This is a genomic window from Stenotrophomonas sp. RG-453 (assembly GCF_033843685.1).
Lineage (GTDB): Bacteria > Pseudomonadota > Gammaproteobacteria > Xanthomonadales > Xanthomonadaceae > Stenotrophomonas > Stenotrophomonas bentonitica_A.
The window spans coordinates 166320-187819 of record NZ_JAMYED010000003.1 but is presented as its reverse complement, the minus strand read 5'-3'; the positions used below and the strand labels follow the sequence as shown (position 1 = coordinate 187819).

The following is a 21500-nucleotide window of genomic DNA, read 5'->3' as shown; positions in this document are numbered from 1 at the left end:
TCATGGCCGAGGCGATCACCCTCCACATCGAAGGCATGACCTGCACGTCGTGCGCCGAGCACGTCCAGCAGGCTTTGACGAACGTGCCCGGCGTGCGCGCGGCCTCGGTGTCCTATCCGCAGCGGCAGGCCGAAATCGAGGCGGATGCAGGCGTGAGCGTGGCCCCGCTGGTTGCCGCAGTGGCCACGCTCGGCTATCGCGCACGGCTTACCGACACGCCGAACAAGCCTGCCGGCCTGCTAGACAAGGCGCTGGGCTGGCTCGGTGGCGAAACGAAGCATGTTGGCGGTGAACAAGCGCTGCACGTGGCTGTGATAGGCAGCGGCGGCGCGGCGATGGCGGCTGCCTTGAAGGCCGTGGAGCAAGGCGCCCGCGTCACGCTGATCGAGCGCGGCACCATCGGCGGCACCTGCGTCAATGTCGGCTGCGTGCCGTCCAAGATCATGATCCGCGCCGCGCACATCGTCCACCTGCGCCGCGAAAGCCCGTTCGATGCTGGCCTGCCGGCCGCAGCGCCCGCTGTACTGCGCGAGCGGCTGCTGGCCCAGCAACAAGGCCGCGTCGAGGAGCTGCGCCATGCCAAGTACGAAGGCATCCTGGCAAGCACTCCGGCCATCACCGTGCTGCGCGGCGAGGCCCGGTTCAGGGACACGCGCACGCTGACCGTGGCGACCGCTGACGGCGGCACGCACGAGGTGAACTTCGACCGCTGCCTGATTGCCACCGGCGCGAGCCCGGCGCTTCCGCCAATCCCGGGCCTTGCGGACACACCCCACTGGACCTCCACCGAGGCGCTGGAAAGCAGCTCGCTCCCCGAGCGGCTGGCCGTGATTGGTTCCTCCGTGGTGGCGGTCGAGTTGGCGCAAGCCTTCGCCCGGCTGGGCAGCCAGGTCACGATCCTGGCGCGCAGCACGCTGTTCTTCCGAGAAGACCCGGCCATCGGGGAAGCCGTAACAGACGCCTTCCGCGCCGAGGGCATCGAGGTGCTGGACCACACCCAGGCGAGCCACGTTGCCTATGCGGGCGGGGAATTCGTGCTCACCACCGGGCAGGGGGAAGTGCGCGCCGACAAGCTGCTGGTCGCCACCGGTCGCGCGCCGAACACGCGCAGCCTGAACCTTGAAGCGGCAGGCGTCGAAGTCAATGCGCAGGGAGCCATCGTCATCGACCGCGCCATGCGCACGAGCGCACCGCACATCTTTGCTGCCGGCGACTGCACCGACCAGCCGCAGTTCGTCTATGTGGCGGCGGCGGCCGGCACGCGCGCCGCGATCAACATGACCGGCGGCGACGCGGCGCTGGACCTGACGGCGATGCCGGCGGTGGTGTTCACCGATCCGCAGGTGGCGACCGTGGGCTACAGCGAGGCGGAAGCGCACCACGACGGCATCGAGACCGACAGCCGGCTGCTGACGCTCGACAACGTGCCGAGGGCGCTCGCCAACTTCGACACGCGCGGCTTCATCAAGCTGGTGGCGGAAGCTGGCTCAGGGCGGCTGATCGGCGTACAGGCGGTCGCGCCGGAAGCGGGCGAACTGATCCAGACGGCCGCGCTGGCGATCCGCCACCGGATGACCGTGCAGGAGCTGGCCGACCAGTTGTTCCCCTACCTGACCATGGTCGAGGGACTGAAGCTCGCGGCGCAGACCTTCAACAAGGACGTGAAGCAACTGTCCTGTTGCGCCGGATGAGGAAAAGGGAGGTGTTCGATGAACGCCTACAGCCGCGCCAACCGCCGCATCTACGCGGCCTTGTCCGATCCCCTGTCGGCCACCCACCGGCACCGCCTCGACGATCTGCTCAAGCGCCACGACAACGGCAAGACGACCTGGCTGGCCTGGCTGCGCCAGTCGCCCGTCAAGCCGAACTCGCGCCACATACTCGAACACATCGAGCGCCTCAAAGCCTGGCAGGCGCTCGACCTGCCTTCCGGCATCGAGCGGTCGGTGCACCAGAACCGCCTGCTCAAGATCGCCCGCGAAGGCGGCCAGATGACGCCCGCCGATCTGGCCAAGTTCGAGGCACAGCGCCGCTACGCGACCCTGGTGCGCTCGCCATCGAGGGCATGGCCACCGTCACCGACGAAATCATCGACCTGCACGACCGCATCCTGGGCAAGCTGTTCAACGCTGCCAAGCACAAGCATCAGCAGCAGTTCCAGGCGTCCGGCAAGGCGATCAACGCCAAGGTGCGGCTGGCCACCTCGATCAAGCAGGGCACGGTGACGGCCTCGCTGATGCTCAGGAAACTCGGCAGCTACCCGCGCCAGAACGGCCTGGCCGTGGCGCTGCGCGAGCTGGGCCGCATCGAGCGAACGCTGTTCATCCTGGACTGGCTGCAAAGCGTCGAGCTGCGCCGCCGCGTGCATGCCGGACTGAACAAGGGCGAAGCCCGCAACGCGCTAGCCCGCGCCGTGTTCTTCAACCGGCTGGGCGAAATCCGCGACCGCAGTTTCGAGCAGCAGCGCTACCGGGCCAGCGGCCTCAACCTGGTGACGGCGGCCATAGTGTTGTGGAACACGGTCTATCTGGAACGGGCCTCAAACGCCTTACGCGGTCACGGCCAGACTGTCGATGACGCCCTGTTGCAGTACCTGTCGCCGCTGGGCTGGGAGCACATCAACCTGACCGGCGATTACCTCTGGCGCAGCAGCGCCAAGATCGGCGCGGGCAAGTTCAGGCCGCTACGACCGCTGCAACCGGCTTAGCGTACGATTTTTTCCGTTTTCTGAGACGTCCCCAATCAGTGCCGCATTGTCCTGGTCAAGGATCAGGGCGTGTACTTCCTCGCCGAGCGTGGGGAGCGTCGCCCGGATGGGCGCCAGGCACTGCTCGCCTACGCCGTCGGATGCAACCCGGACACCGACCCGTTCGATGACTGGTGGCACCTCGCCGGCCGCGAGCTGGGCGGCGATGACTTCGCGGAGTATTTCGACCCGAAGGACGGCCTGTTCACGCGCCTCCAGCACTCGGCGGACGATCTCGTGCTTTCCGCCACCGCCACGCACCTGTCCTTAGCAGTGGTGCCTCCCGCCTGACGCGGCAACCGCCTCGCAGCCCCCGCATCGGGGGCCTTCTTTTGTTCGCACCGCCGCCATCGCCGCGCGTGCGCGTTTGTCTCCAGCCGCCGAGGCACGCCCCGCCGGCCACAACGCCGGCATGCCACCGGAGACAACCGCATGAACACGCCATCGACCTCGCCGAGGCTGCACCTCCTACCGGTGTCGCTGCGCACGGCCAATGCATTCGTTCTGTCGCACCATCGCCACCACCGCCCGGTCCAGGGCGCGAAGTTCGCCCTGGCCGTCACGCTGAGCGACAGCGACCTGATCCACGGCGTGGCCATTGTCGGCCGCCCGGTCGCGCGGCACCTGGACGCTGGAAGTCACGCGGCTGTGCACCGACGGCACACCCAGCGCCTGCAGCAAGCTCTACGGCGCGGCCTGGCAGGCGGCAAGGGCGCTGGGCTACATACGCCTGCTCACCTACACCATGCCCGACGAAGGTGGCGCCAGCCTGCGCGCCGCCGGCTGGCGGCTGATCGGCGCGCGCGGTGGCGGCGCCTGGAGCCGTCCCGGCCGTCCGCGCGCCGATACCCCCGAGCACCTGCGCGGCGCCAAGTGCCTGTGACAGGCGCCGGGTGGCGCGGACAAAGGGAAGCGCCCGGGTGCCGATTGATTGCTGCCGCGCGCGCGAGGCCCCGCCATGCTGGCCCCATGCCTGCTGACGTCGTCAGCGACATGCCAGGCAACCATCGGTCTTCGAGGTTGCGGCGCAGTTCCCACTGCGTGACCGAGCCAGCTCGCACCGCATCCTTCCGCGAGCGGCCACCAGCCTCTGGTGGCGGATGCTTTCGCCTTATCAACCCACCGCGGGGTCACGCACCTTCCCCGCATGCGTGGGCCGGTGTGTCTCCGCTTCATCCCAATGGAGATTCACCATGAACACCACGTCCAACGAGAAATCGTATTTCGACCTCCACACCTCGGGCATCGGCTACATCCAGCGTGTCCGTGAAGTGCCCGTCCGGGGCGGCCGCCGTGCGCAGCCTTTCCTGGCATGCACCATCGCCGCGCTGGTCGGCCCCGCCCGGGACCCCAGCTACCGCTACTTCGACGTCAAGGTCTCGGGTGCCGAGGCCAAGAAGCTCGTTCAGCGCTACATCGGCGTTGACGATCCCAAGCAGCGCCCGCTGGTGCGCTTTCGCCTCGGTGACCTGTGGGGCGATGTGTACATCCGCGACAAGGGTGAGCAGAAGGGTCAGGCCGCCGCGTCCCTCAAGGCGCGACTGCTCAAGGCCGAACTGATCGACCGGGCCGAACTGGCTTCGATCGAGCAGCACGAGTTGATCACCCGCGGCATCGGCTATCTCAATCGTGTGAAGGACGTCACCCCAAAAGCTGGCGACTCGTTCCTCTCTTGCACCGTCGCGGCACTGGCCGGGCCTGTCGATGAACCGGAGTATCGGTACTTCGACACCATCGTCGCCACCCCGGAAGCCGAGCACCTGGTTCGCCGGTGCGTTCAGGCCGTCGAGGGTGACCGCAAGGTGCTGATCGCCTTCCGTCTGAACGACATGAAGATCGATCCGTACATCCGCACCAAGGGTGAGCACGCCGGGGAACCGGCCGCCAGCCTGGAATCGACGCTGGTCCACATCGGTCTCATCAAGATCGACGGCACCCAGGTCTATCCGACGAGCCAGGCGCAAGCCGAGGCGCCGCCGGCCGAAGACGCATCCGCGTCCGAAGCCGACGATGCCATCGACACGGCCACCGAGCCCGCCGAGCGCGAGCCCGAGGCGCAAGTCCAGGAGCAGGAGCCGGCATTGGCTGCTTCGTTCTGATCCGGCACGGCCTCTCACGGGGCCTTGTCGCTTTTCCTCCCCACGTACGCCGCGTCCCCAGGACGCGTGCTTGCGCATTTCATCCCCCGAGTTCCGCGTGGTCTCACGGCCACGCGGTTGTCGAATTTCTCAAAGGAGATCAGCCATGTCTCTGGTATCCCGCTTTGCTCCGCAATCCCCGATCCTGCGCTCTGATCGCCCACTCTCGGACGACCGCATTCGTGCCGTCGTTCCGTCGATCTTCGCCGACGCTCCACATGGGAGCCGGTCCGATCGGTATGCCTACATACCGACCTCGACCGTGCTGACCAAGCTGCGCCAGGAGGGCTTCGAGCCCTTCATGGTGTGTCAGACGCGCGTGCGCAACGAAGACCGGCGCGAGTACACGAAGCACCTCATCCGACTTCGCCATGCAAGCCAGATCAACGGCGACGAGGCGAACGAGATCATCCTGCTCAACAGCCATGACGGCACGAGCAGCTATCAGATGCTCGCCGGCATGTTCCGGTTCGTCTGCCACAACGGCCTGGTTTGCGGTGACACCACCGCAGACATCCGCGTTCCCCACAAGGGCGACGTGGCCAGCCAGGTGATCGAAGGTGCCTACGGAGTCCTCGAAGGTTTCGAGCGCGTGCATAACGCGCGCGATGCGATGCGCACCATCACCCTCGATGAGGGCGAAGCGGAGGTCTTTGCGAACTCTGCGCTCGCACTCAAGTACGACGATCCGGCCAAGTCCACGCCTGTCACCGAGAGCCAACTGCTGGCACCCCGGCGATGGGACGACCGCAAGAACGACCTGTGGGCCGTCTTCAACCGCGTCCAGGAGAACCTAGTCAAAGGGGGCCTGAACGGACGCACGGCCAACGGCCGCAATCAGCGCACCCGTCCGGTGCAAGGCATCGACCAGAACCTGCGCCTGAACCGGGCGTTGTGGCTGCTGGCCGAAGGCATGCGCCAGCTCAAGGCGTGATGCCACGCGGACCTCGCCCACCTCGGGCGAGGCCATTTCCTCTCATCCACCGGGTGCCGTCGGCGGCCCGTCATTCATCATCAGGAGAACCATCATGGCAACCCCATCGGCTTCCGAGAAATCGGTTGCGCCCATCGTCGTCCCCGGCCAGCTCACGCTGCGTACCATCCGCGGCAAGAACGGCCCGTTCACGGTTGGCCGCCTCGCGACGCACCTCGGTACTTTCGAGGTCAAAGACCCGGAGCTGGAGCAGTACCCCGAAGGCAAGTACGACGGGGAATTCATCATCAGGTACATCTTCCCGAAGTCCTATCCGGTCGGCGGCGGCATGCGGTTCGAGATCCGTGCCAGCCTCGACGGCATGACGCTCAACGGCATCGACAAACTCAGCCGCGACGAAGCCCGCAGCTTCGCCACCCAGGACGTCGATCCGCTCGATGAAGAGCAAGGGGCGCAGCCTGCGGCAACGCCGGCCAAGCCCACCAAAGCGTCCAGGCCCGCCAAGCCCGCACCCGTGCAGGCGTCCGCGGACCCGCTGGTCGATACCACGCCCTTCGGCGTGGATGCGCCACCGCCTGCTACGGCCGCTGCCCCCGGCAGCACCGAAGACGGTGACGCCGCGCTCTTCGGCCTGCTGTGGCCGCTGGGCGAGTCCGTGAAACTGGATTCGACCATCGACCGCCGCACCCTGCGCGCGCAGATCGCCCGCCTGGGCGAGCTGGGCTACGCGCTGGACTTCAAGACGCAGGAGTGGAGCCGCCAGGCCGAACCAAAACCTGCGTGATCGCAGACGCCGCATGCGCGGTGTTCTTCATCCACCCGCCGGGGTTCCTTTCCCATGCGGGGGAGGCCCTGGCCATTTTCTGGAGGTCTCCATCATGTCCACCATCGCTTGCGATACCCCGCGTTCAACGCTGGATGAACCCGCGTGGCGGGACCTTTGCAAAGCGGCCGCCGCACACGCCCAGCGCGGTTGCGGCTTGTCCTACGACCACTACGTGACGCTCTTCAGTTCGGCGATCGACGCACAGGCCAATCGTTTGCCGGATGAGCAACGTGCTCAGGCTCTCGAAATCGCGGCCCAGGAATGGGACTACGCAACACCTGCCGAACGGCAGGAAACCCAGGACTGGAATGCGGAGCATGGCTATTGCTCGCACGGGATCGAGTTCGGCTACTGCCCGGCCGGTTGTGATCGAGACGATGACGACTGGGATTGAGGGCGACGCATAGGTTCCTTCGCCGCAGATGCGGCATTCCATCACCCGCTGGGGGTTCTTCCCCACGGGGAGGCCTTCAGCTCAACTTTTCGAGGAGGCCTCTCATGGGCTGGTATTTCTCAAACCAATCGCGGTCCGAACTGATCGCGGAACTGATCGCACCGCAAGAGACCGAGCGCGCCAGCGTCAAGGTCATCGCTCACACCCTGCGCGGCAACGTGCTGTGGTCCGTCGCCGAAGTGACCGCCAAGGTCGAAGGCGTGCATCGTGATCTCGCACCGGGCCAGTCCCTGCGCTACATCCGCTGCGATCTGCTTGAACGAAGCGGCGGCCAGTGGGGCTACAAGTCCTTGGACGAGTCCATGCACCCGTACTACTACACGTGCCCGCTGTCCTATCTGGACCTCGCACCGGAGCAGTCCGCCGACTGGCGTGCAGGCGTTCGCGCCTACCACGCCCGGCGGCGCACACCCACGGCATCCGCGGCATCCGCCGCGGCGTCGATGGCCTGAGCCAGGAGGAACCGACATGGACCCGATCCTGGCAACGCTTCCGCCCTCGTTGCTGGCACTCGTTGAAGGGAGTTTGTCCAACGACGAAGTGTCCTCCGACGAGGAAATGCTGGCGTACTTCATCGACAACGGCCTCACCGAGGACCAGGCACGGCAGGCACTGACCTACCGCGACCAGTACCTCAACAACATCTACCTGGAAGGCTTCACGCCGATCACTTCGGCGGACGAGCCGCTTCACTTCAACCCGCACACCCGGCAGTTCGAGCCGGACTGAGCGGTTTTCTTCCACCCCCTGGGGCAGTACTTGCCCCAGCGGGCGGTGCTGTTCCCGTTCATCCGAGGACACCACCATGCCCGCAAACACTTCTTCCACGCTGTACCGCATCGACGAATGCTCCGACGTGATGGCCGATGCTTGCGTCGGCGATGACCAGGGCAATCTGATCTTCCTGTCGATCTGGGCGCGCGACACCGCCGTCCAGCAGTTCCTCGCTCGTCTGACCCTCGGGCGCGACGAACAGGGCCTGGACCAGTTCCACGTCATCACCGACCAGGGCGGCAGCGTCCCGGTGTTCGTCAGCAACGTCGATCGTCTGGAAAAGCGCATGACCCGCGCCTACCGGCGAACGCTGTTCGGTTCGCTGTCCAACGTGTGGCTGTTCGACCGCCGCTGCGTCAAGCCCGACAAGGCCAACGCCAGCGCACTGGCATTGCTGCCCAAGGGCAGCGCCCACCGGCTTGACCGCCTGTGGATGCTGGTGCGGGACACCTGCCCACTGCCGCTGCTCGACCACTGGCGCGAAACCGTGCTGGAGCTGCTACAGACCCGCGAGATGCTGGCCCGTCTTCCGTTCGCCCTCGGGTCGCTGGAAGGCCATCGGCTCGCCATCGACGTGCCGGCGCTGACCCTGGCGCTGGGCTCCCTGATCCGCAGTGACGTGCTCACCGCCTATCCGTATCCGGCCAAGATTTGGACGCCGGAAGCGGTAGCGGCTTGACCCGCCCGCGAGAGCACGCCAAGGCGTGCTTTCGCACTTCATCCCCGCCAACCAGGAGACTTCCATGGCCCTCATGTTCCCGCGGCTCGCCCGCAATTTCTCCAAGAACGGGTACTACCCGACCGACGAACCCACGCTCGAAAGAGCCCTCAACGCACTGATGCCCAGCGATGGCCCGATGTGCATCCTCGATCCCTGCGCCGGCGAAGGCGTGGCGATCGCCGAAGCCGCTCATGCTCTCGGGCGCGAGCAAGCCAAGGCGTTCGCCGTCGAGTTCGACGCGGAGCGGGCACGCCATGCCCGCGGCCTGGTCGATCATTGCCTGCACGCGGACCTGATGGACACGATGATCTCAAAGCAGTCGTTCGGGCTGCTCTGGCTCAACCCACCGTATGGCGATCTGTCCAAGGACGTCAACGGCAACATCGGCTATCAGGGCCAGGGCCGTGCCCGCTTCGAGAAGCTCTTCTATCAGCGCAGCCTCTCGCTATTGCAGTATGGCGGCGTGCTGGTCTTCATCGTCCCTGGCTACGTGCTCGACGCCGAGCTGGTCGGCTGGCTGACACGCCACTACACGGACCTACGCATCTACCGAGCGGTGGAAACGCAGTTCAAGCAGGTGGTGATCTTCGGCCGCAGGGTGCGCCAGCGCGAGCTGGCACCCGATGGTCTCAAGGCCGTGCGCAATCTGCTGCTGCAGATCGGGCTTGGTGAAGTCGAAGCCGAGGAACTGCCGAGCGAATGGCCGTTCCTGCCGTACATCGTCCCCGCCAGTCCGGCCGAGCCGGAGCATTTCTTCCGCGTGACGATGGAGCCAGAGCAGTTCGCCGATGAAGTCGGCCGGCTGCAAGGCCTCTGGCCGTCGCAGGACACGCACCTGGGGGCCGCGCAGCAGTCGCTGCGTCCACCGGCGCGTGCCTTGTCCCACTGGCATCTCGCCCTGGCTCTGGCCGCGGGCGCGATCTCGGGGGTTGTGCGCTCCAAGACCGGGCGCGTGCTCGTCGTCAAAGGTGACACCCACAAGGACAAGACGCTCCAGCGGGAATTCACCGAACGCGAAGACGGCTCCATCGCCGAGACCCGCATCCTCACCGACAAGTTCGTGCCCGTCATCCGCGCGTGGGACATGACGCCCGGCTCCGCCACGCGGGGCGAGGTGTTGACCATCCGCTGATCGCTTCTCTACCGCTGACGGTCACCGTCGGCTTCCTCCACCCACCGGGGTCCAGTCGCCCCGAGGGGGCGCCGTGGCCCCTTCATCTTCAAGGAGCCTTTCCATGGCAGCCCAAGCACTTCCCATCGGCCAAGCATCGAGCCGGCGCTTCTTCCCTGGCGAGACCGTCGTGACCTGTGGCGTTGACGCCCTGGTCCAGCAGGGCCGGCTCAACCCGGTGCCGTATCTGCACCGCCACCTCAATGGCGACTGGGGCGACCTCGACGACTACGACAAGCGGCAGAACGATGCCGCGCTGGAGTCCGGCGAGGACCGCCTTTTCTCTTCCTACCAGGTCGCACCCGGCCTGCAGCTTTGGATTATCACCGAATGGGATCGCAGCGTGACCACGCTGCTACTGCCCAGCGAGTACTGATCTCTCCCAGACGACGGCCGCCTGCCGTCTCTTCATCCCACCACGGGGCATGCCATCGCCCCGCGGGGGTGGTGCATGCCCCATTTTCTTTGGAGCATCACCATGTCCCTCGATCTCGAAACCACTGCCGCTGAAGCCGCGCCCGTACAGGGCGAACTGCTCGATGCGGAATCTTCCCCTCTGACCCTGAGCCTTCAGGATTTCGTCGGCGAGTTCGGCGACGAACTGCTCGACGCCCTCAACAGCGCGAACCCGCCGGTCTATAACGGCCAGCCGCAGGCGCACCGGCAACTCGTCGTCGCCAGCCTCAAGCGCAAGCTGTTTCCGGCCCAGGCCGAAGTCGTCCACGCCGCCGCCGAGCTGCTGATCGACCGTGGCGAACGCGCCGCGATCGTCAATGGCGAAATGGGCTGCGGCAAGACGACCGTCGGCATCGCCACGGCCGCCGTGCTCAACGCCGAAGGCTATCGCCGCACCCTGGTTCTTTCGCCGCCGCACCTTGTTTACAAGTGGCGGCGCGAGATCCAGGAGACGGTGGCAGGCGCCAAGGTGTGGGTGCTCAACGGGCCGGACACGCTCATCAAGCTCATCAAGCTGCGCGAGCAGTTGAATGTCCAGCCCACGGGCCAGGAGTTCTTCGTCTTGGGCCGGGTCAGGATGCGGATGGGGTTCCACTGGAAGCCCGTCTTCACCCAGCGGCGCACCCGTCACGGCAACGTGGCGGCGTGCCCGGACTGCGGCACGGTCATCACCGACCTCGACGGCGAGCCGGTCAATCCGGTCGCGCTCCAAGCCGAGGAATACCGCAGGAAGTGCAGCCATTGCGCCGCCCCCCTGTGGACGCTGATCCGCCCGCGCAGCCTGTCCGGCAGCGACCAGTCCTCGGCCGTGCTGAAAGCCCTCAAGCGCATCCCGACGATCGGGGAAGTCACCGCGCAGAAGCTGATGCAGAAGTTCGGCGAAGGCTTCCTCGCGTCGATGCTGGGCGACAACATCCATGAGTTCATCAACCTCATGGACGGCAACGGCGAACTGGTCTTCTCTGACCGCCAGGCGCATCGCATGGAAAGAGCGATGGCGAACATGGAGTTCGGCTTCGGCGAAGGCGGCTACCAGCCGTCCGAGTTCATCAAGCGCTACCTGCCTCAAGGCACGTTCGACCTGTGCATCGCGGACGAGGCCCACGAGTACAAGAACGGTGGCAGTGCCCAGGGCCAGGCCATGGGCGTGCTGGCGGCGAAGGCTCGCAAGACCTTGCTGCTGACAGGCACGCTGATGGGCGGCTACGGGGACGACCTGTTCTACCTGCTGTTCCGAGCCCTGCCTGGGCGGATGATCGAAGACGGCTACCGCCCGACCACGAGCGGCAGCATGACCTCGGCGGCCATGGCGTTCATGAGGGACCACGGGGTCCTCAAGGACATCTACTCCGAAAGCACCGGCACGGCGCACAAGACGGCCAGGGGCACCAAGGTATCGGTGCGCACGGTCAAGGCTCCCGGCTTCGGGCCGAAAGGGGTCTTGCGGTGCATCCTGCCGTTCACGATCTTCCTCAAGCTCAAGGACATCGGCGGCAACGTCCTGCCGCCGTATGACGAGGAGTTCCGTGAAGTCGCAATGGACACGGCGCAAGCCGCGGCCTACCGCGACCTGGCGGGTCGGCTGACCGCGGAGCTGAAACAGGCTCTGGCGCGACGCGATACGACGCTGCTGGGTGTGGTGCTCAACGTGCTGCTGGCCTGGCCGGACTGCTGCTTCCGGTCGGAAACCGTGGTGCATCCGCGCACGCGCAACACCTTGGCGTTCGTCCCGGCTCAGTTCAACGAGTTTGAGGTGACGCCGAAAGAGCGCGAGCTGATCGACATCTGCAAAGAAGAGAAGGCGCAGGGCCGCAAGGTCCTGGCCTACACGGTCTATACCGGCACGCGCGACACCACGTCGCGCTTGAAGGTGCTGCTGGAGCAGGAAGGTTTTCGGGTGGCGGTGCTGCGCGCAAGCGTGGACGCCAGCCGCCGCGAGGACTGGATCGCCGAGCAACTGGACCGTGGCATCGACGTGCTCATCACCAACCCCGAGCTGGTCAAGACGGGCTTGGACCTGTTGGACTTCCCGACGATCGTTTTCATGCAGTCGGGCTACAACGTGTACTCGCTCCAGCAGGCGGCACGCCGCTCCTGGCGCATCGGACAGAAACAGCCGGTGCGCGTGATCTACCTCGGCTACGCCGGTTCCTCGCAGATGACCTGCCTGGAGCTGATGGCCAAGAAGATCATGGTCTCGCAGTCCACCTCGGGCGACGTGCCCGAATCGGGCCTGGATGTGCTCAACCAGGACGGTGATTCCGTCGAGGTCGCGCTGGCCCGGCAACTGGTCGCCGCCTGATCCCCACGCCAACGCCGGCCTCGCGCCGCCGGCTTTCCATTGTTCCCACCTTGCAGCCACGCCCACGGTCTCCGTGGACGTGGCTGCGCATTTTTCATTCCAAGGAGATTTCCATGAACACCCATACCCAATCCACGCCCGAAAACGTGAAGGCCCGCCTGACGCTGGACGTGACCTGTTTGCTCAACGGCGAGGCCGCGTCGGAAATACTGGCACGGCTGCAACGCATGTGGGTCCGCGCCATCGGCGAGAGGTTGCTAATCGATGAGACCGCCGCGAAGGTGGATGTTTGGTCGATCGAGGTGACCGAGTTGCCCTCGGCGACTAACAGCGATGCGCTCGAAGCCGAGATCGCCGCCTTCATGCAGCAACGCATCGGGGACGGCAACCTCTGTGCAGAGGACATTCCCTTGCGCCTGGCGAGCTATGGCCTGATGGCCCCCGAGGATTTCATCGACGAAATGCGCGAGCGCATGGGCATGGAAGACGACGCCCCCACGGGCCGAGCCGTCATCCCCTCGACCGAACCTGCCGACGGCGGTGAGATCGAGATGCAAGTCGCGGTCGTCTGCATCGGTGCCTCCGGTAGCCCCAACGTGCCGGTCTTCAAGGTCAGGATCACCCAGGAGGAATACGACCTGGGTATCCACTACGACAAGGCCAGGGACCTGGCCGAAGAGGCCCGGTACGAAGGGCCGTTCATCTGCTTCGACGCCGCCGAATATGGCCCCATCCTGTCGGCCGCCCGCGAACTTGGCCTCGTTCCGCAGGTCGTCGTGGTCGATATGACCGACGGCCAGATCCACTCCATCCGCTGCGACAGCGGCGAGATCAAGGTCATCTGCTACGACACCAGCGACACTGACGAGTATTCGGCGGCGGTGGCGAACCGGCCGCTCGGCGAGAACGGGCAGTTCGTGCGCTGCTGGTCGCACACCCAACTGGCACGGGTCGATCCCGGCCTGAAGCTGGCTCGGGATTGATCGGGCGAAGCCCGATGCGTTTTCACAGGCCCCTTCGGGGGCCTTTTCCTTTGGAGGGAGGCTGCCGGGAAATCGGGCGCTGCCTGGTTCGCATTGTTTGCTGCCGCTCGTGGCCCGAGCGGCGATGGTGAGGGCTCGATGTTTCAGGACGACGCGCCATGTGCCCCTCTCCACCTTGGTTTCACCATCCCGAACGCCGTCTGCTGGCGGGTTTTCTCGGCCTGCTTTGGTCGGTGCTGGCTGGCGGCTGCGCGACGACGAGCGCGCCGGTCGCGCCCGACACCATCGAGGAAGTCTCGGCCGCACCCGTACCCGAGGCGCCCGAATACATCCCCGTTGTGCGCTACGGCCGCTACACCCTCGTGGAACTGGCACCGACAGCAGCGCAGCGCGACCTGCTGTTGCAGACCATCGACGTGTCGATGCCCGAGGATGCACGCGCTACGGTCGGCGACGGGCTACGGCATGTGCTCAAGCGCAGCGGTTACGGCTTGTGCCAGACGACGCACGCGGTGATCGAGCTGTACGCACTGCCGCTGCCGGCGGCCCACCTGCACCTCGGCCCCATGACCCTGCGGGATGCGCTGCTCACCCTGGCTGGTTCGGCCTGGGAACTGCACGCGGATGACCGCGCGCGGCAAATCTGCTTCGAGCGGCCCGGCGACAGCATGACCGCCGACAACGTACCCGCGCCGCCTGCCACCGAGGCGGTGCAGACGTTCCCGCTGGCGCCCGCGGCATCGGGAGGCCAGCCATGAACGCCCCGCAGCCCGCCCATCGTTCAACGGCCGCCGTGGTGGTGCAGAGCCTGATGTGGCTCTGGCTGATCGGCCTCAGTGTCCTCGTTGCCCTCGGCTACCAGACGATGAACGACCAGGCCGACCAGGAGCGCCTCGATTCCCGCCTGCAACGCCTCGAAGCGCAGGCAACAGGCCTGGCCGAGACCGTCGAGGCCATCCAGCAGCGTCCAGCCGTCGCCACGGCGGCAGACCTCAAAGACACCCGCCAAATCCTGGAAGCACGCGCGGCCCAGGTCGAGAAATCGCTGAGCGCCTATGCCTCCGCCGACGACCTTCAGGCACTGCGCGCCGAAGTCGAGCAAATCAAGGCGCGGCAGACCGCTGCGCGCGCCGCTGCACCCGCCCAGCCGCGCACCAGGAACAAGCCCACCGCCAAGCCCGAACCGACGCCGCTCCCGTTCCGCATCGTCGGTGCCGAACTGCGTGCCGGCGAGCGCAGCGTGTCCGTCGCGCCGAGCAATGGCGACTTCACGCCCGACCAGCTTCAGGTGCTGCTACCCGGCGATGCGGTCGGCCCGTGGCGCTTGCAGGCCGTCGAGGGCAGCACTGCGGTGTTCCAGGCCGGCGACCAGACCCGCCACGTGGCGATCCCCTGAACGGAGCACACCACATGAAGCCGTCGATCATCCTTTCCGCGCTTCTGCTGGCGTCCACCCAGTTGCCCGCGTGGGCGCAGCAATCCGCCACGGCTCCCGCCCGCAATGCGCAGAGTCAGGAACGCCCGCTGGTCGCCCGCATTCTGGACGACCGGGTGGCGAGCGACTGGGGCCTTCAACCTCAGGAGTGGGCGCGCTATCGCGAACTGATGGACGGTCCACTGGGCATCTATTCGCCCAACCTGGACCCGCTGTCGGCCCTGGGCATCGAGGCGCGTACCGAAGAGGAACGGCGACGCTACGCCGAGCTGCAGGTGCAGGTCGAAGCGCGCCGCGTGGAGAAACTGCTCGCTTATCAGCGGGCCTATGACGAGGCCTGGCAGCGCCTGAACCCCGGGATGCAGCGGGTGAACCTGCCGGACGACAAGCCGGTCGCCGGGGCCACGCGCGGCTCCGGCCGCACGGCAGTGTTCGTGAAAGATAACTGCGTGGCCTGCGGCCAGCTCGTGCAGCGCCTGCAATCCTCGGGCGCCGAATTCGACCTGTACATGGTCGGCAGCCGCCAGGACGACGCGCGCATCCGCGATTGGGCCAAGCGCGCGAACGTCGATCCGGCGCGCGTGCGCAGCGGCAGCATCACGCTCAACCACGACGGCGGCCGCTGGTTGACCTTGGGGGTACCCGGCGACCTGCCGGCGGTCGTGCGCGAGGTGAACGGCCAATGGCAGCGCCAGCCATAGCCGCCCCCCTGCGCACACTGGTGCTCGCCGCTGGCCTATGCGCCTGCGTCGCCCAAGCCCAGGAGGTTCCGCCACCGGCCTACCAGCTCGCCGCGCAGCGCGCAGGCATCCCCTCGACGGTGCTCTACGCCGTGGCCTTGCAGGAGAGTGGCATCCGCCGTAACGGACGCATCGTCCCGTGGCCGTGGTCCCTCAACGTCGCCGGCCAATCACGCCGCTATGCGACCCGCGCCGATGCCTGCGCGGGTTTGCAGCAGGCGATGCGCTCCACGCCGCACACGCGCATCGACGCGGGCCTGGGCCAGATCAACCTCGGCTACCACCAGCAGCGCTACGCCAGCGCCTGCGACCTGCTCGACCCGTACCGGAATCTCGCCATCGCTGCCGAGATCCTGCGCGAGCAACACGCCCCCGGCGAGGACTGGTTGCTGGCGATGGGCCGCTACCACCGCCCCGCGGGTGGCGAGCCCGCCGCCCGCTACCGGCGCAGCGTGTCGCGCCACCTCGCCCGGGTGCAGGGCGCACGCCCAACCGCCGCGGTTCTCGCCGCACGCAAGGAGACATCCCCATGACGACATCCCATCTGGCCTTGCGTGGCCTGCTCGTACTGCTGGCGGGTCTGCCGCTGGCCTCGCTTGCCGGCGAGCCGCTGATCGTGGTCGAAGACCGCGGCGGCGCGTCGGCGCTGCCGTACTACGAAGCCCTGAACCTCCAGCCGCGCACCAACGCACCGGCCCGGCCGCCGATCCCGACGCCCCAGGTTCCCGCCACGCCGGCGGACGAGGCCGCGATGCTGCCGGTGCGCAGCGCCAAGCTCACCCCCGGCACCGTCCCGCGGCGTGTCATCGAGGCTCCGGGTCTGCGGCCTTTCGTTGTCGTCGGCGACGACGAGGCATCTCGGGCCTGGCTGCGCAGCCAGGCAGCCGCGCTGCGCGAGCGCGGCGCGGTCGGTCTGGTGGTCAACGTCGAGACCGTGCAGGGCCTGGCGCGGCTGCGCACCCTGGTGCCCGGCGTACCCCTCGCGCCCATGTCCGGCGACGACCTGGCCGAGCGCCTGGGCCTGCGGCACTACCCGGTGCTGATCACAGCCACCGGCATCGAGCAATGAAGCCATGTCGGGGAAACAGCCGGTCGAGGTACTGCTTCGCCCAGCGGTGGAGCTATACACCGTTGCCGCATGCGCGGGCGCCGCGTTTCTGTCCCTGGTGGCCCCATGGTCGCTCGCGCTGAGCCCGTCCATGGGCGTCGGCAGCGCGCTGGCGTTCGGCGCCTACGGTGCCATCCGCTACCGCGATGCCCGCGTCATCCTGCGCTACCGGCGCAACATCCGCCGCCTGCCGCGCTACGTGATGACCAGCAAGGACGTGCCGGTCAGCCAGCAGCGGCTGTTCGTGGGGCGCGGGTTCCTGTGGGAGCAGAAGCACACCCATAGGCTCATGCAAACGTACCGGCCGGAGTTCCGCCGCTACGTCGAGCCCACACCAGCCTACCGGCTGGCGCGACGGCTGGAAGAACGGCTGGAGTACGCGCCGTTCCCGCTGTCCCGGCTGTCGAAACTCACCGGCTGGGACGTACCTTTCAACCCGGTGCGGCCGTTGCCGCCTGTGGGCGGCCTGCCGCGCCTGCACGGCATCGAACCCGAGGAGATGGACGTCAGCCTGCCGCTGGGCGAGCGCGTCGGCCACTCGCTGGTGCTGGGCACGACGCGCGTCGGCAAGACCCGGCTGGCCGAACTATTCGTGACCCAGGACATCCGGCGCGTGAACGCCGCGGGCGAGCACGAGGTGGTGATCGTCATTGACCCCAAGGGCGATGCCGATCTCCTGAAGCGGATGTACGTCGAGGCTAAGCGCGCCGGCCGCGAAGGCGAGTTCTACGTCTTCCACCTGGGATGGCCGGACATCTCCGCGCGCTACAACGCCGTGGGGCGATTCGGGCGTATATCGGAAGTCGCCACCCGCGTTGCGGGGCAGCTTTCCGGTGAAGGCAACTCGGCCGCCTTCCGAGAGTTTGCGTGGCGGTTCGTCAACATCATTGCCCGCGCCCTGGTGGAGCTGGGACAGCGGCCCGACTACATGCTGATCCAACGGCACGTCATCAACATCGACGCGCTGTTCATCGAGTACGCCCAGCATTACTTCGCCAAGACCGAGCCCAGGGCCTGGGAGGTGATCGTCCAGATCGAGGCCAAGCTCAACGAGAAGAACATCCCGCGCAACATGATCGGGCGCGAGAAGCGCGTGGTGGCGCTGGAGCAGTACCTCTCGCAGGCGCGCAACTACGACCCGGTGCTGGATGGCCTGCGCTCGGCGGTTCGCTACGACAAGACGTACTTCGACAAGATCGTCGCATCGCTGCTGCCGCTGCTGGAGAAGCTCACTAGCGGCAAGATCGCGCAGCTCCTGGCCCCGAACTACTCCGACCTGGCCGACCCGCGCCCGATCTTCGACTGGATGCAGATCATCCGTAAGAGGGCCATCGTCTATGTGGGCCTGGATGCGCTCTCCGACGCCGAGGTCGCCACCGCGGTCGGCAACTCGATGTTCAGCGATCTCGTGTCGGTCGCCGGGCATATCTACAAGCATGGGATCGACGATGGCCTGCCGGGCGCATCGGCCGGTGCGCGCGTGCCGATCAACGTCCATGCCGACGAGTTCAACGAATTGATGGGCGACGAGTTCATCCCGCTGATCAACAAGGGCGGCGGTGCCGGCCTGCAAGTCACTGCGTACACGCAGACCCTGTCGGACATCGAGGCCCGCATCGGCAACCGCGCGAAGGCAGGCCAGGTGATCGGGAATTTCAACAACCTGTTCATGCTGCGCGTGCGCGAGACCGCGACCGCCGAACTGCTGACCCGGCAATTGCCGAAGGTCGAGGTCTATACGACCACCATCGTCAGCGGCGCGACCGACAGCTCGGACATTCGCGGGGCGACGGATTTCACGTCGAACACTCAGGACCGCATCAGCATGTCCAGCGTGCCGATGATCGAGCCGTCGCACGTCGTCGGCCTGCCGAAAGGCCAGTGCTTCGCGTTGCTGCAGGGCGGCCAGCTTTGGAAAGTGCGCATGCCGCTGCCGGCGCCGGACCCGGACGAAGTGATGCCGGCAGACTTGCAGCAACTGGCCGGGTACATGCGCCAGAGCTACAGCGAAGCGACGCAGTGGTGGGAGTTCACCAGTTCCCCCGCCTTGCAGGACACGGGCCTGCCCGACGACCTGCTGGATGACGCCGCTGCGGCCGAACCTCCCGCGGTGGCCATTGCCACCGACGAGGACACCGGCAACAAGGCCTCGCCATGAAGGACGCCGCCTCGACTGCACAACGGGAGCAGAACCAGCGCCAGGGCCTGATCGTCGGCACCATCACCTTGCCGTTCCGGCTGCTCGGGGTGCTGATCGGCTCGCTGCTGTTCTCGATCGTCGTGGAGTGCGTCGGCATGCACCTGTTCTGGAAGGACCAGGGCTGGCGGCACTCGCAGCAGATGTTGCAGTACGAACTGGGGCACCTGTCCAGCCACTTCACGCGCAGCGTCGTCGTGCAGGAGCCGGGGCGCACCGCGCACGAACTGGTGGATACCGGCTACGAATGGGTATTCGTTCGCTCCGGGCTGCTGGAGCGCATGAGCCAGACCGCCGAGCGCGCCCGCGCGCCGAGCCACGGGAGGATCCAGGACGGGGGGCGCAACTTTCGCTACTACATCAGCCAGGTCTATGTCTGGACCGAGAACTACCTGATTGCCGCGGCCTTCACCACCCTCACGTTTCTGGTGCGCCTGCTGGTTCTGGTGCTCACGTTGCCGCTGATCTGCACCGCGGCGTTCGTCGGCCTGATCGACGGTCTTGTGCGGCGGGACGTGCGCCGGTTCGGCGCAGGCCGGGAATCCGGCTTCATCTACCACCGCGCGAAGGCGAGCCTGATGCCGCTGGCCGTGCTGCCGTGGGTCACGTACCTGGCCTTGCCGATCTCTGTGCATCCACTGCTGATCCTGCTGCCCAGCGCAGCCTTGCTGGGACTGGCCGTGAGCCTGACTGCGGGCAGCTTCAAAAAATACTTGTGATGACAGAGAAACCAGATCATTAGGCAACTCATTCAGTATTTCTTATTTATTGAATTTGCTGACCAAGGATTTTCTCGCGATACATATTGGCCAAATGGCGCGCCCTCATGCTCCACTGCTCTGTAATCTTTGGGAAATCTGTTGCGCCGCGCCCATCCATTCCTTGCAATGTAACGTAGCCCTGCCCATCCTGTCCGCGTACAAAAGCTATGTAGTTATATATTGAATCTCGAAATTCAGTGAGAGCATAAAAGAAGGCATCGCCAGCCGGAAGCGCACGAGATAAGTCAATGCGACCTTGGGCATATAAAAAATCATTGACACCCTTCATTCCCCATCCTACCCGATCCAACTCAATGTAAAGATTGTCCACGGCGTCATAATGCACAGATGGAATGTAACCACATGAAAAGTCCCATGTTTCGAGCCAGTCGAGAAAGTCAGACCTGAAATATGAAGGAACAATATTTTGAAGTGTGGCTATGGAATCCGCCATCTGCTGAGGCGTTAATGCGCTCCTGGCAACTTGAAATGCTGATGGGAAAATTCTCTTACAGACATCTTGTGGGATAAAACTAATATCAGAAATTTCACCCCAATAGACCACGTGAACCGGAAAAATCGATCCATCCAGCCTTTTGTGTTGAGTGCCATGGAACTGATGATGATTTATGCTGGTATGGCGATTTGCCGTTGTGAAAATCACATAACAACCAATCGGCTCAGGGAAGGAATCGGTCTTACTCAACTCAGCCGTAACGTCTGTAGAGTTTAGTTGATTAACAAATTTTGCCTGCCCAAACACTGAGTAGCCGCCAACGGCAGGAAAAATGTCAATGCCATGCTGCCTTTGCCCATTTCCGCCGTATCTTCTGAATTGCACGTCATACCTCATATTCCGCGCGACCCAGTCCCTCATGAGGTAGCAGCAAATTTCCTCAAAATCTTGATCAGTTCTAAAGGTCAGTCCTTGCATTTTTATCCTGGATCTTTGTAAGAGCGTTGATATTTTGCCACGCGGCCGGTGGAAATTCCCTTCTTGAATTCTGGCCTGACGACCACTCCCTGAGCGAACTGGACGCACGCTGCCAATCAAACCGATCAGCGCAGTTTCCTATTGTTTGCTGCCTGCAGTCACCCTGAACTCCACCATCGCACTATTCTGATCACACAGGAATGGCGCGATGTTGGCTCCGATCTGGCAGCGCGCCGCGCATCGCGGCGTGCCCATTTTTCTCGTGACGGCCCTGCTGCTGGGTCAGTCCCCGATGGCGTTGGCCGAGTCCCCCGCACAGCGCCAGGAGCTGGTCGCCGCGCTGCGCCAACTCGACGCGCTGGAGCGCACCGTCGCCGACAGCGCCGCGCGTGCCCCCATCCAGCCGGGCGAGCGCTACCACTTCGATTACCCGCGGTTGCTGGCTGACTTGGCGCGCGTGCGCGCCGGCATCCAGGCCCATCTCACACCGTCGCGTGCCCAGCCGCGCGACCCCTCCGAACTGGCCAGCGACTACCGCACCGAGCGGTCCGCTTCGCCATCGCCGACGACTACGGAAGCCAAGCCATGAACGGCGCCCAGGTCTCGGCATTTCAAGCCAACAGCGGCATCGCGCCTTCGGCGATGGCGACCGTCCTGGTCGGCGCCGTGTTCGCGGTGCTCCTCGTCTGGGGCGTCTGGGCCATCCGAACGGCCTACGTGGGGTGGTCCGAGAGCCGCCTCAACCAGCGCCAGTTCCTCGGCGTCTGCATCCGCTTCGTCGCGATGTACCTCGTCCTGAGCTTCTTCCTCCTCTCCTGAC

At 65.7% G+C, this 21500-nt stretch carries 24 protein-coding genes and 2 pseudogenes; 25 read left to right on the top strand and 1 reads right to left on the bottom strand.

The window, feature by feature from the left end; genetic code table 11:
- Positions 1–2: 2 nt before the first annotated feature.
- The 23 genes and pseudogenes from merA (at position 3) to NJD74_RS06305 (ending at position 19704) form a co-directional block, all read left to right on the top strand.
- Positions 3–1691, top strand: a complete 1689-nt coding sequence (merA, locus tag NJD74_RS06415; RefSeq protein ID WP_003098932.1) for a mercury(II) reductase — start codon at positions 3–5, stop codon at positions 1689–1691.
- A gap of 24 nt (positions 1692–1715) precedes the next feature.
- Positions 1716–2707 (top strand): annotated as a pseudogene (locus NJD74_RS06410) (Tn3 family transposase); the annotation flags it as partial.
- 45 nt (positions 2708–2752) lie between these two features.
- The gene (locus NJD74_RS06405; RefSeq protein ID WP_031629745.1) at positions 2753–3037 is read left to right on the top strand and encodes a DUF3085 domain-containing protein; all 285 of its coding nucleotides are present in this window, start codon (positions 2753–2755) and stop codon (positions 3035–3037) included.
- Positions 3038–3178: 141 nt separating this feature from the next.
- Positions 3179–3364, top strand: a pseudogene (locus NJD74_RS06400) (XF1762 family protein); the annotation flags it as partial.
- A complete protein-coding gene (locus tag NJD74_RS06395; RefSeq protein WP_003098923.1) occupies positions 3345–3629 on the top strand; it encodes an XF1762 family protein in 285 nt (94 codons plus the stop codon). The pseudogene NJD74_RS06400 and the gene NJD74_RS06395, both read left to right, overlap by 20 nt.
- Before the next feature lie 310 nt (positions 3630–3939).
- Positions 3940–4845, top strand: coding sequence for a DUF3577 domain-containing protein (locus tag NJD74_RS06390; protein WP_003116825.1), 906 nt, complete (start codon positions 3940–3942; stop codon positions 4843–4845).
- A gap of 145 nt (positions 4846–4990) precedes the next feature.
- Entirely contained in the window at positions 4991–5818 is an 828-nt protein-coding gene (locus NJD74_RS06385) for a DUF932 domain-containing protein (RefSeq protein WP_003116824.1), read from the top strand.
- A gap of 94 nt (positions 5819–5912) precedes the next feature.
- Positions 5913–6602 (top strand): DUF3275 family protein, encoded by a 690-nt coding sequence (locus NJD74_RS06380; protein ID WP_003116823.1) that lies wholly within the window; start codon positions 5913–5915, stop codon positions 6600–6602.
- Between the two features lie 94 nt (positions 6603–6696).
- Positions 6697–7038 carry a hypothetical protein gene (locus tag NJD74_RS06375; RefSeq protein ID WP_003116822.1) on the top strand — a complete coding sequence of 114 codons (342 nt, stop codon included), beginning with the start codon at positions 6697–6699 and terminating at the stop codon, positions 7036–7038.
- A 104-nt stretch (positions 7039–7142) separates the two neighbouring features.
- On the top strand, positions 7143–7550 hold the full coding sequence (locus tag NJD74_RS06370) for a hypothetical protein (protein ID WP_003116821.1): 408 nt from the start codon (positions 7143–7145) through the stop codon (positions 7548–7550).
- A 16-nt stretch (positions 7551–7566) separates the two neighbouring features.
- Positions 7567–7827: a hypothetical protein gene (locus tag NJD74_RS06365; RefSeq protein ID WP_003090124.1), complete on the top strand. Its 261-nt coding sequence runs from the start codon at positions 7567–7569 to the stop codon at positions 7825–7827.
- A 76-nt stretch (positions 7828–7903) separates the two neighbouring features.
- Positions 7904–8551, top strand: a complete 648-nt coding sequence (locus tag NJD74_RS06360; RefSeq protein WP_054901198.1) for a hypothetical protein — start codon at positions 7904–7906, stop codon at positions 8549–8551.
- 40 nt (positions 8552–8591) lie between these two features.
- Positions 8592–9725: a DUF6094 domain-containing protein gene (locus tag NJD74_RS06355; protein WP_255632234.1), complete on the top strand. Its 1134-nt coding sequence runs from the start codon at positions 8592–8594 to the stop codon at positions 9723–9725.
- A 103-nt stretch (positions 9726–9828) separates the two neighbouring features.
- Positions 9829–10140, top strand: coding sequence for a hypothetical protein (locus tag NJD74_RS06350; RefSeq protein WP_003821089.1), 312 nt, complete (start codon positions 9829–9831; stop codon positions 10138–10140).
- Positions 10141–10242: 102 nt separating this feature from the next.
- Entirely contained in the window at positions 10243–12522 is a 2280-nt protein-coding gene (locus NJD74_RS06345; RefSeq protein ID WP_021205692.1) for a helicase-related protein, read from the top strand.
- A gap of 113 nt (positions 12523–12635) precedes the next feature.
- Positions 12636–13505, top strand: coding sequence for a hypothetical protein (locus NJD74_RS06340; protein ID WP_003821092.1), 870 nt, complete (start codon positions 12636–12638; stop codon positions 13503–13505).
- A 158-nt stretch (positions 13506–13663) separates the two neighbouring features.
- Positions 13664–14263, top strand: coding sequence for a PilL N-terminal domain-containing protein (locus NJD74_RS06335; RefSeq protein WP_003821093.1), 600 nt, complete (start codon positions 13664–13666; stop codon positions 14261–14263).
- A complete protein-coding gene (locus tag NJD74_RS06330; RefSeq protein WP_003821094.1) occupies positions 14260–14901 on the top strand; it encodes a hypothetical protein in 642 nt (213 codons plus the stop codon). The genes NJD74_RS06335 and NJD74_RS06330 overlap by 4 nt, the downstream gene beginning before the upstream one ends.
- A 14-nt stretch (positions 14902–14915) precedes the next feature.
- Complete coding sequence (locus NJD74_RS06325; protein ID WP_003821095.1) at positions 14916–15641, top strand: TIGR03759 family integrating conjugative element protein; 726 nt, start codon at positions 14916–14918, stop codon at positions 15639–15641.
- Positions 15623–16213 carry a transglycosylase SLT domain-containing protein gene (locus NJD74_RS06320; RefSeq protein WP_003821096.1) on the top strand — a complete coding sequence of 197 codons (591 nt, stop codon included), beginning with the start codon at positions 15623–15625 and terminating at the stop codon, positions 16211–16213. The genes NJD74_RS06325 and NJD74_RS06320 overlap by 19 nt, the downstream gene beginning before the upstream one ends.
- Entirely contained in the window at positions 16210–16749 is a 540-nt protein-coding gene (locus NJD74_RS06315) for an integrating conjugative element protein (protein WP_003821097.1), read from the top strand. Before NJD74_RS06320 ends, NJD74_RS06315 begins: the two co-directional genes overlap by 4 nt.
- 4 nt (positions 16750–16753) lie before the next feature.
- Entirely contained in the window at positions 16754–18946 is a 2193-nt protein-coding gene (gene traD, locus NJD74_RS06310) for a type IV conjugative transfer system coupling protein TraD (protein ID WP_003821101.1), read from the top strand.
- Positions 18943–19704, top strand: coding sequence for a TIGR03747 family integrating conjugative element membrane protein (locus NJD74_RS06305; RefSeq protein WP_003821103.1), 762 nt, complete (start codon positions 18943–18945; stop codon positions 19702–19704). Before traD ends, NJD74_RS06305 begins: the two co-directional genes overlap by 4 nt.
- A gap of 46 nt (positions 19705–19750) precedes the next feature.
- On the opposite strand, the gene NJD74_RS06300 is transcribed toward NJD74_RS06305, so the two are convergent.
- Positions 19751–20680, bottom strand: a complete 930-nt coding sequence (locus NJD74_RS06300; RefSeq protein WP_003821104.1) for a hypothetical protein — start codon at positions 20678–20680, stop codon at positions 19751–19753.
- A 208-nt stretch (positions 20681–20888) separates the two neighbouring features.
- On the opposite strand from NJD74_RS06300, the gene NJD74_RS06295 reads away from it, so the two are divergent.
- A complete protein-coding gene (locus tag NJD74_RS06295; RefSeq protein ID WP_003821105.1) occupies positions 20889–21269 on the top strand; it encodes an RAQPRD family integrative conjugative element protein in 381 nt (126 codons plus the stop codon).
- Complete coding sequence (locus NJD74_RS06290; protein ID WP_003821106.1) at positions 21266–21499, top strand: TIGR03758 family integrating conjugative element protein; 234 nt, start codon at positions 21266–21268, stop codon at positions 21497–21499. Before NJD74_RS06295 ends, NJD74_RS06290 begins: the two co-directional genes overlap by 4 nt.
- Position 21500 lies beyond the last annotated feature (1 nt).

Coding starts and splice junctions, on each gene's coding strand:
- merA (WP_003098932.1), top strand. CDS start 3: ATGGCCGAGGCGATCACCCTCCACATCGAAGGCATGACCTGCACGTCG.
- NJD74_RS06390 (WP_003116825.1), top strand. CDS start 3,940: ATGAACACCACGTCCAACGAGAAATCGTATTTCGACCTCCACACCTCG.
- NJD74_RS06385 (WP_003116824.1), top strand. CDS start 4,991: ATGTCTCTGGTATCCCGCTTTGCTCCGCAATCCCCGATCCTGCGCTCT.
- NJD74_RS06380 (WP_003116823.1), top strand. CDS start 5,913: ATGGCAACCCCATCGGCTTCCGAGAAATCGGTTGCGCCCATCGTCGTC.
- NJD74_RS06375 (WP_003116822.1), top strand. CDS start 6,697: ATGTCCACCATCGCTTGCGATACCCCGCGTTCAACGCTGGATGAACCC.
- NJD74_RS06370 (WP_003116821.1), top strand. CDS start 7,143: ATGGGCTGGTATTTCTCAAACCAATCGCGGTCCGAACTGATCGCGGAA.
- NJD74_RS06365 (WP_003090124.1), top strand. CDS start 7,567: ATGGACCCGATCCTGGCAACGCTTCCGCCCTCGTTGCTGGCACTCGTT.
- NJD74_RS06360 (WP_054901198.1), top strand. CDS start 7,904: ATGCCCGCAAACACTTCTTCCACGCTGTACCGCATCGACGAATGCTCC.
- NJD74_RS06350 (WP_003821089.1), top strand. CDS start 9,829: ATGGCAGCCCAAGCACTTCCCATCGGCCAAGCATCGAGCCGGCGCTTC.
- NJD74_RS06345 (WP_021205692.1), top strand. CDS start 10,243: ATGTCCCTCGATCTCGAAACCACTGCCGCTGAAGCCGCGCCCGTACAG.
- NJD74_RS06340 (WP_003821092.1), top strand. CDS start 12,636: ATGAACACCCATACCCAATCCACGCCCGAAAACGTGAAGGCCCGCCTG.
- NJD74_RS06335 (WP_003821093.1), top strand. CDS start 13,664: ATGTGCCCCTCTCCACCTTGGTTTCACCATCCCGAACGCCGTCTGCTG.
- NJD74_RS06330 (WP_003821094.1), top strand. CDS start 14,260: ATGAACGCCCCGCAGCCCGCCCATCGTTCAACGGCCGCCGTGGTGGTG.
- NJD74_RS06325 (WP_003821095.1), top strand. CDS start 14,916: ATGAAGCCGTCGATCATCCTTTCCGCGCTTCTGCTGGCGTCCACCCAG.
- NJD74_RS06320 (WP_003821096.1), top strand. CDS start 15,623: ATGGCAGCGCCAGCCATAGCCGCCCCCCTGCGCACACTGGTGCTCGCC.
- NJD74_RS06315 (WP_003821097.1), top strand. CDS start 16,210: ATGACGACATCCCATCTGGCCTTGCGTGGCCTGCTCGTACTGCTGGCG.
- traD (WP_003821101.1), top strand. CDS start 16,754: ATGTCGGGGAAACAGCCGGTCGAGGTACTGCTTCGCCCAGCGGTGGAG.
- NJD74_RS06305 (WP_003821103.1), top strand. CDS start 18,943: ATGAAGGACGCCGCCTCGACTGCACAACGGGAGCAGAACCAGCGCCAG.
- NJD74_RS06300 (WP_003821104.1), bottom strand. CDS start 20,680: ATGCAAGGACTGACCTTTAGAACTGATCAAGATTTTGAGGAAATTTGC.
- NJD74_RS06295 (WP_003821105.1), top strand. CDS start 20,889: ATGTTGGCTCCGATCTGGCAGCGCGCCGCGCATCGCGGCGTGCCCATT.
- NJD74_RS06290 (WP_003821106.1), top strand. CDS start 21,266: ATGAACGGCGCCCAGGTCTCGGCATTTCAAGCCAACAGCGGCATCGCG.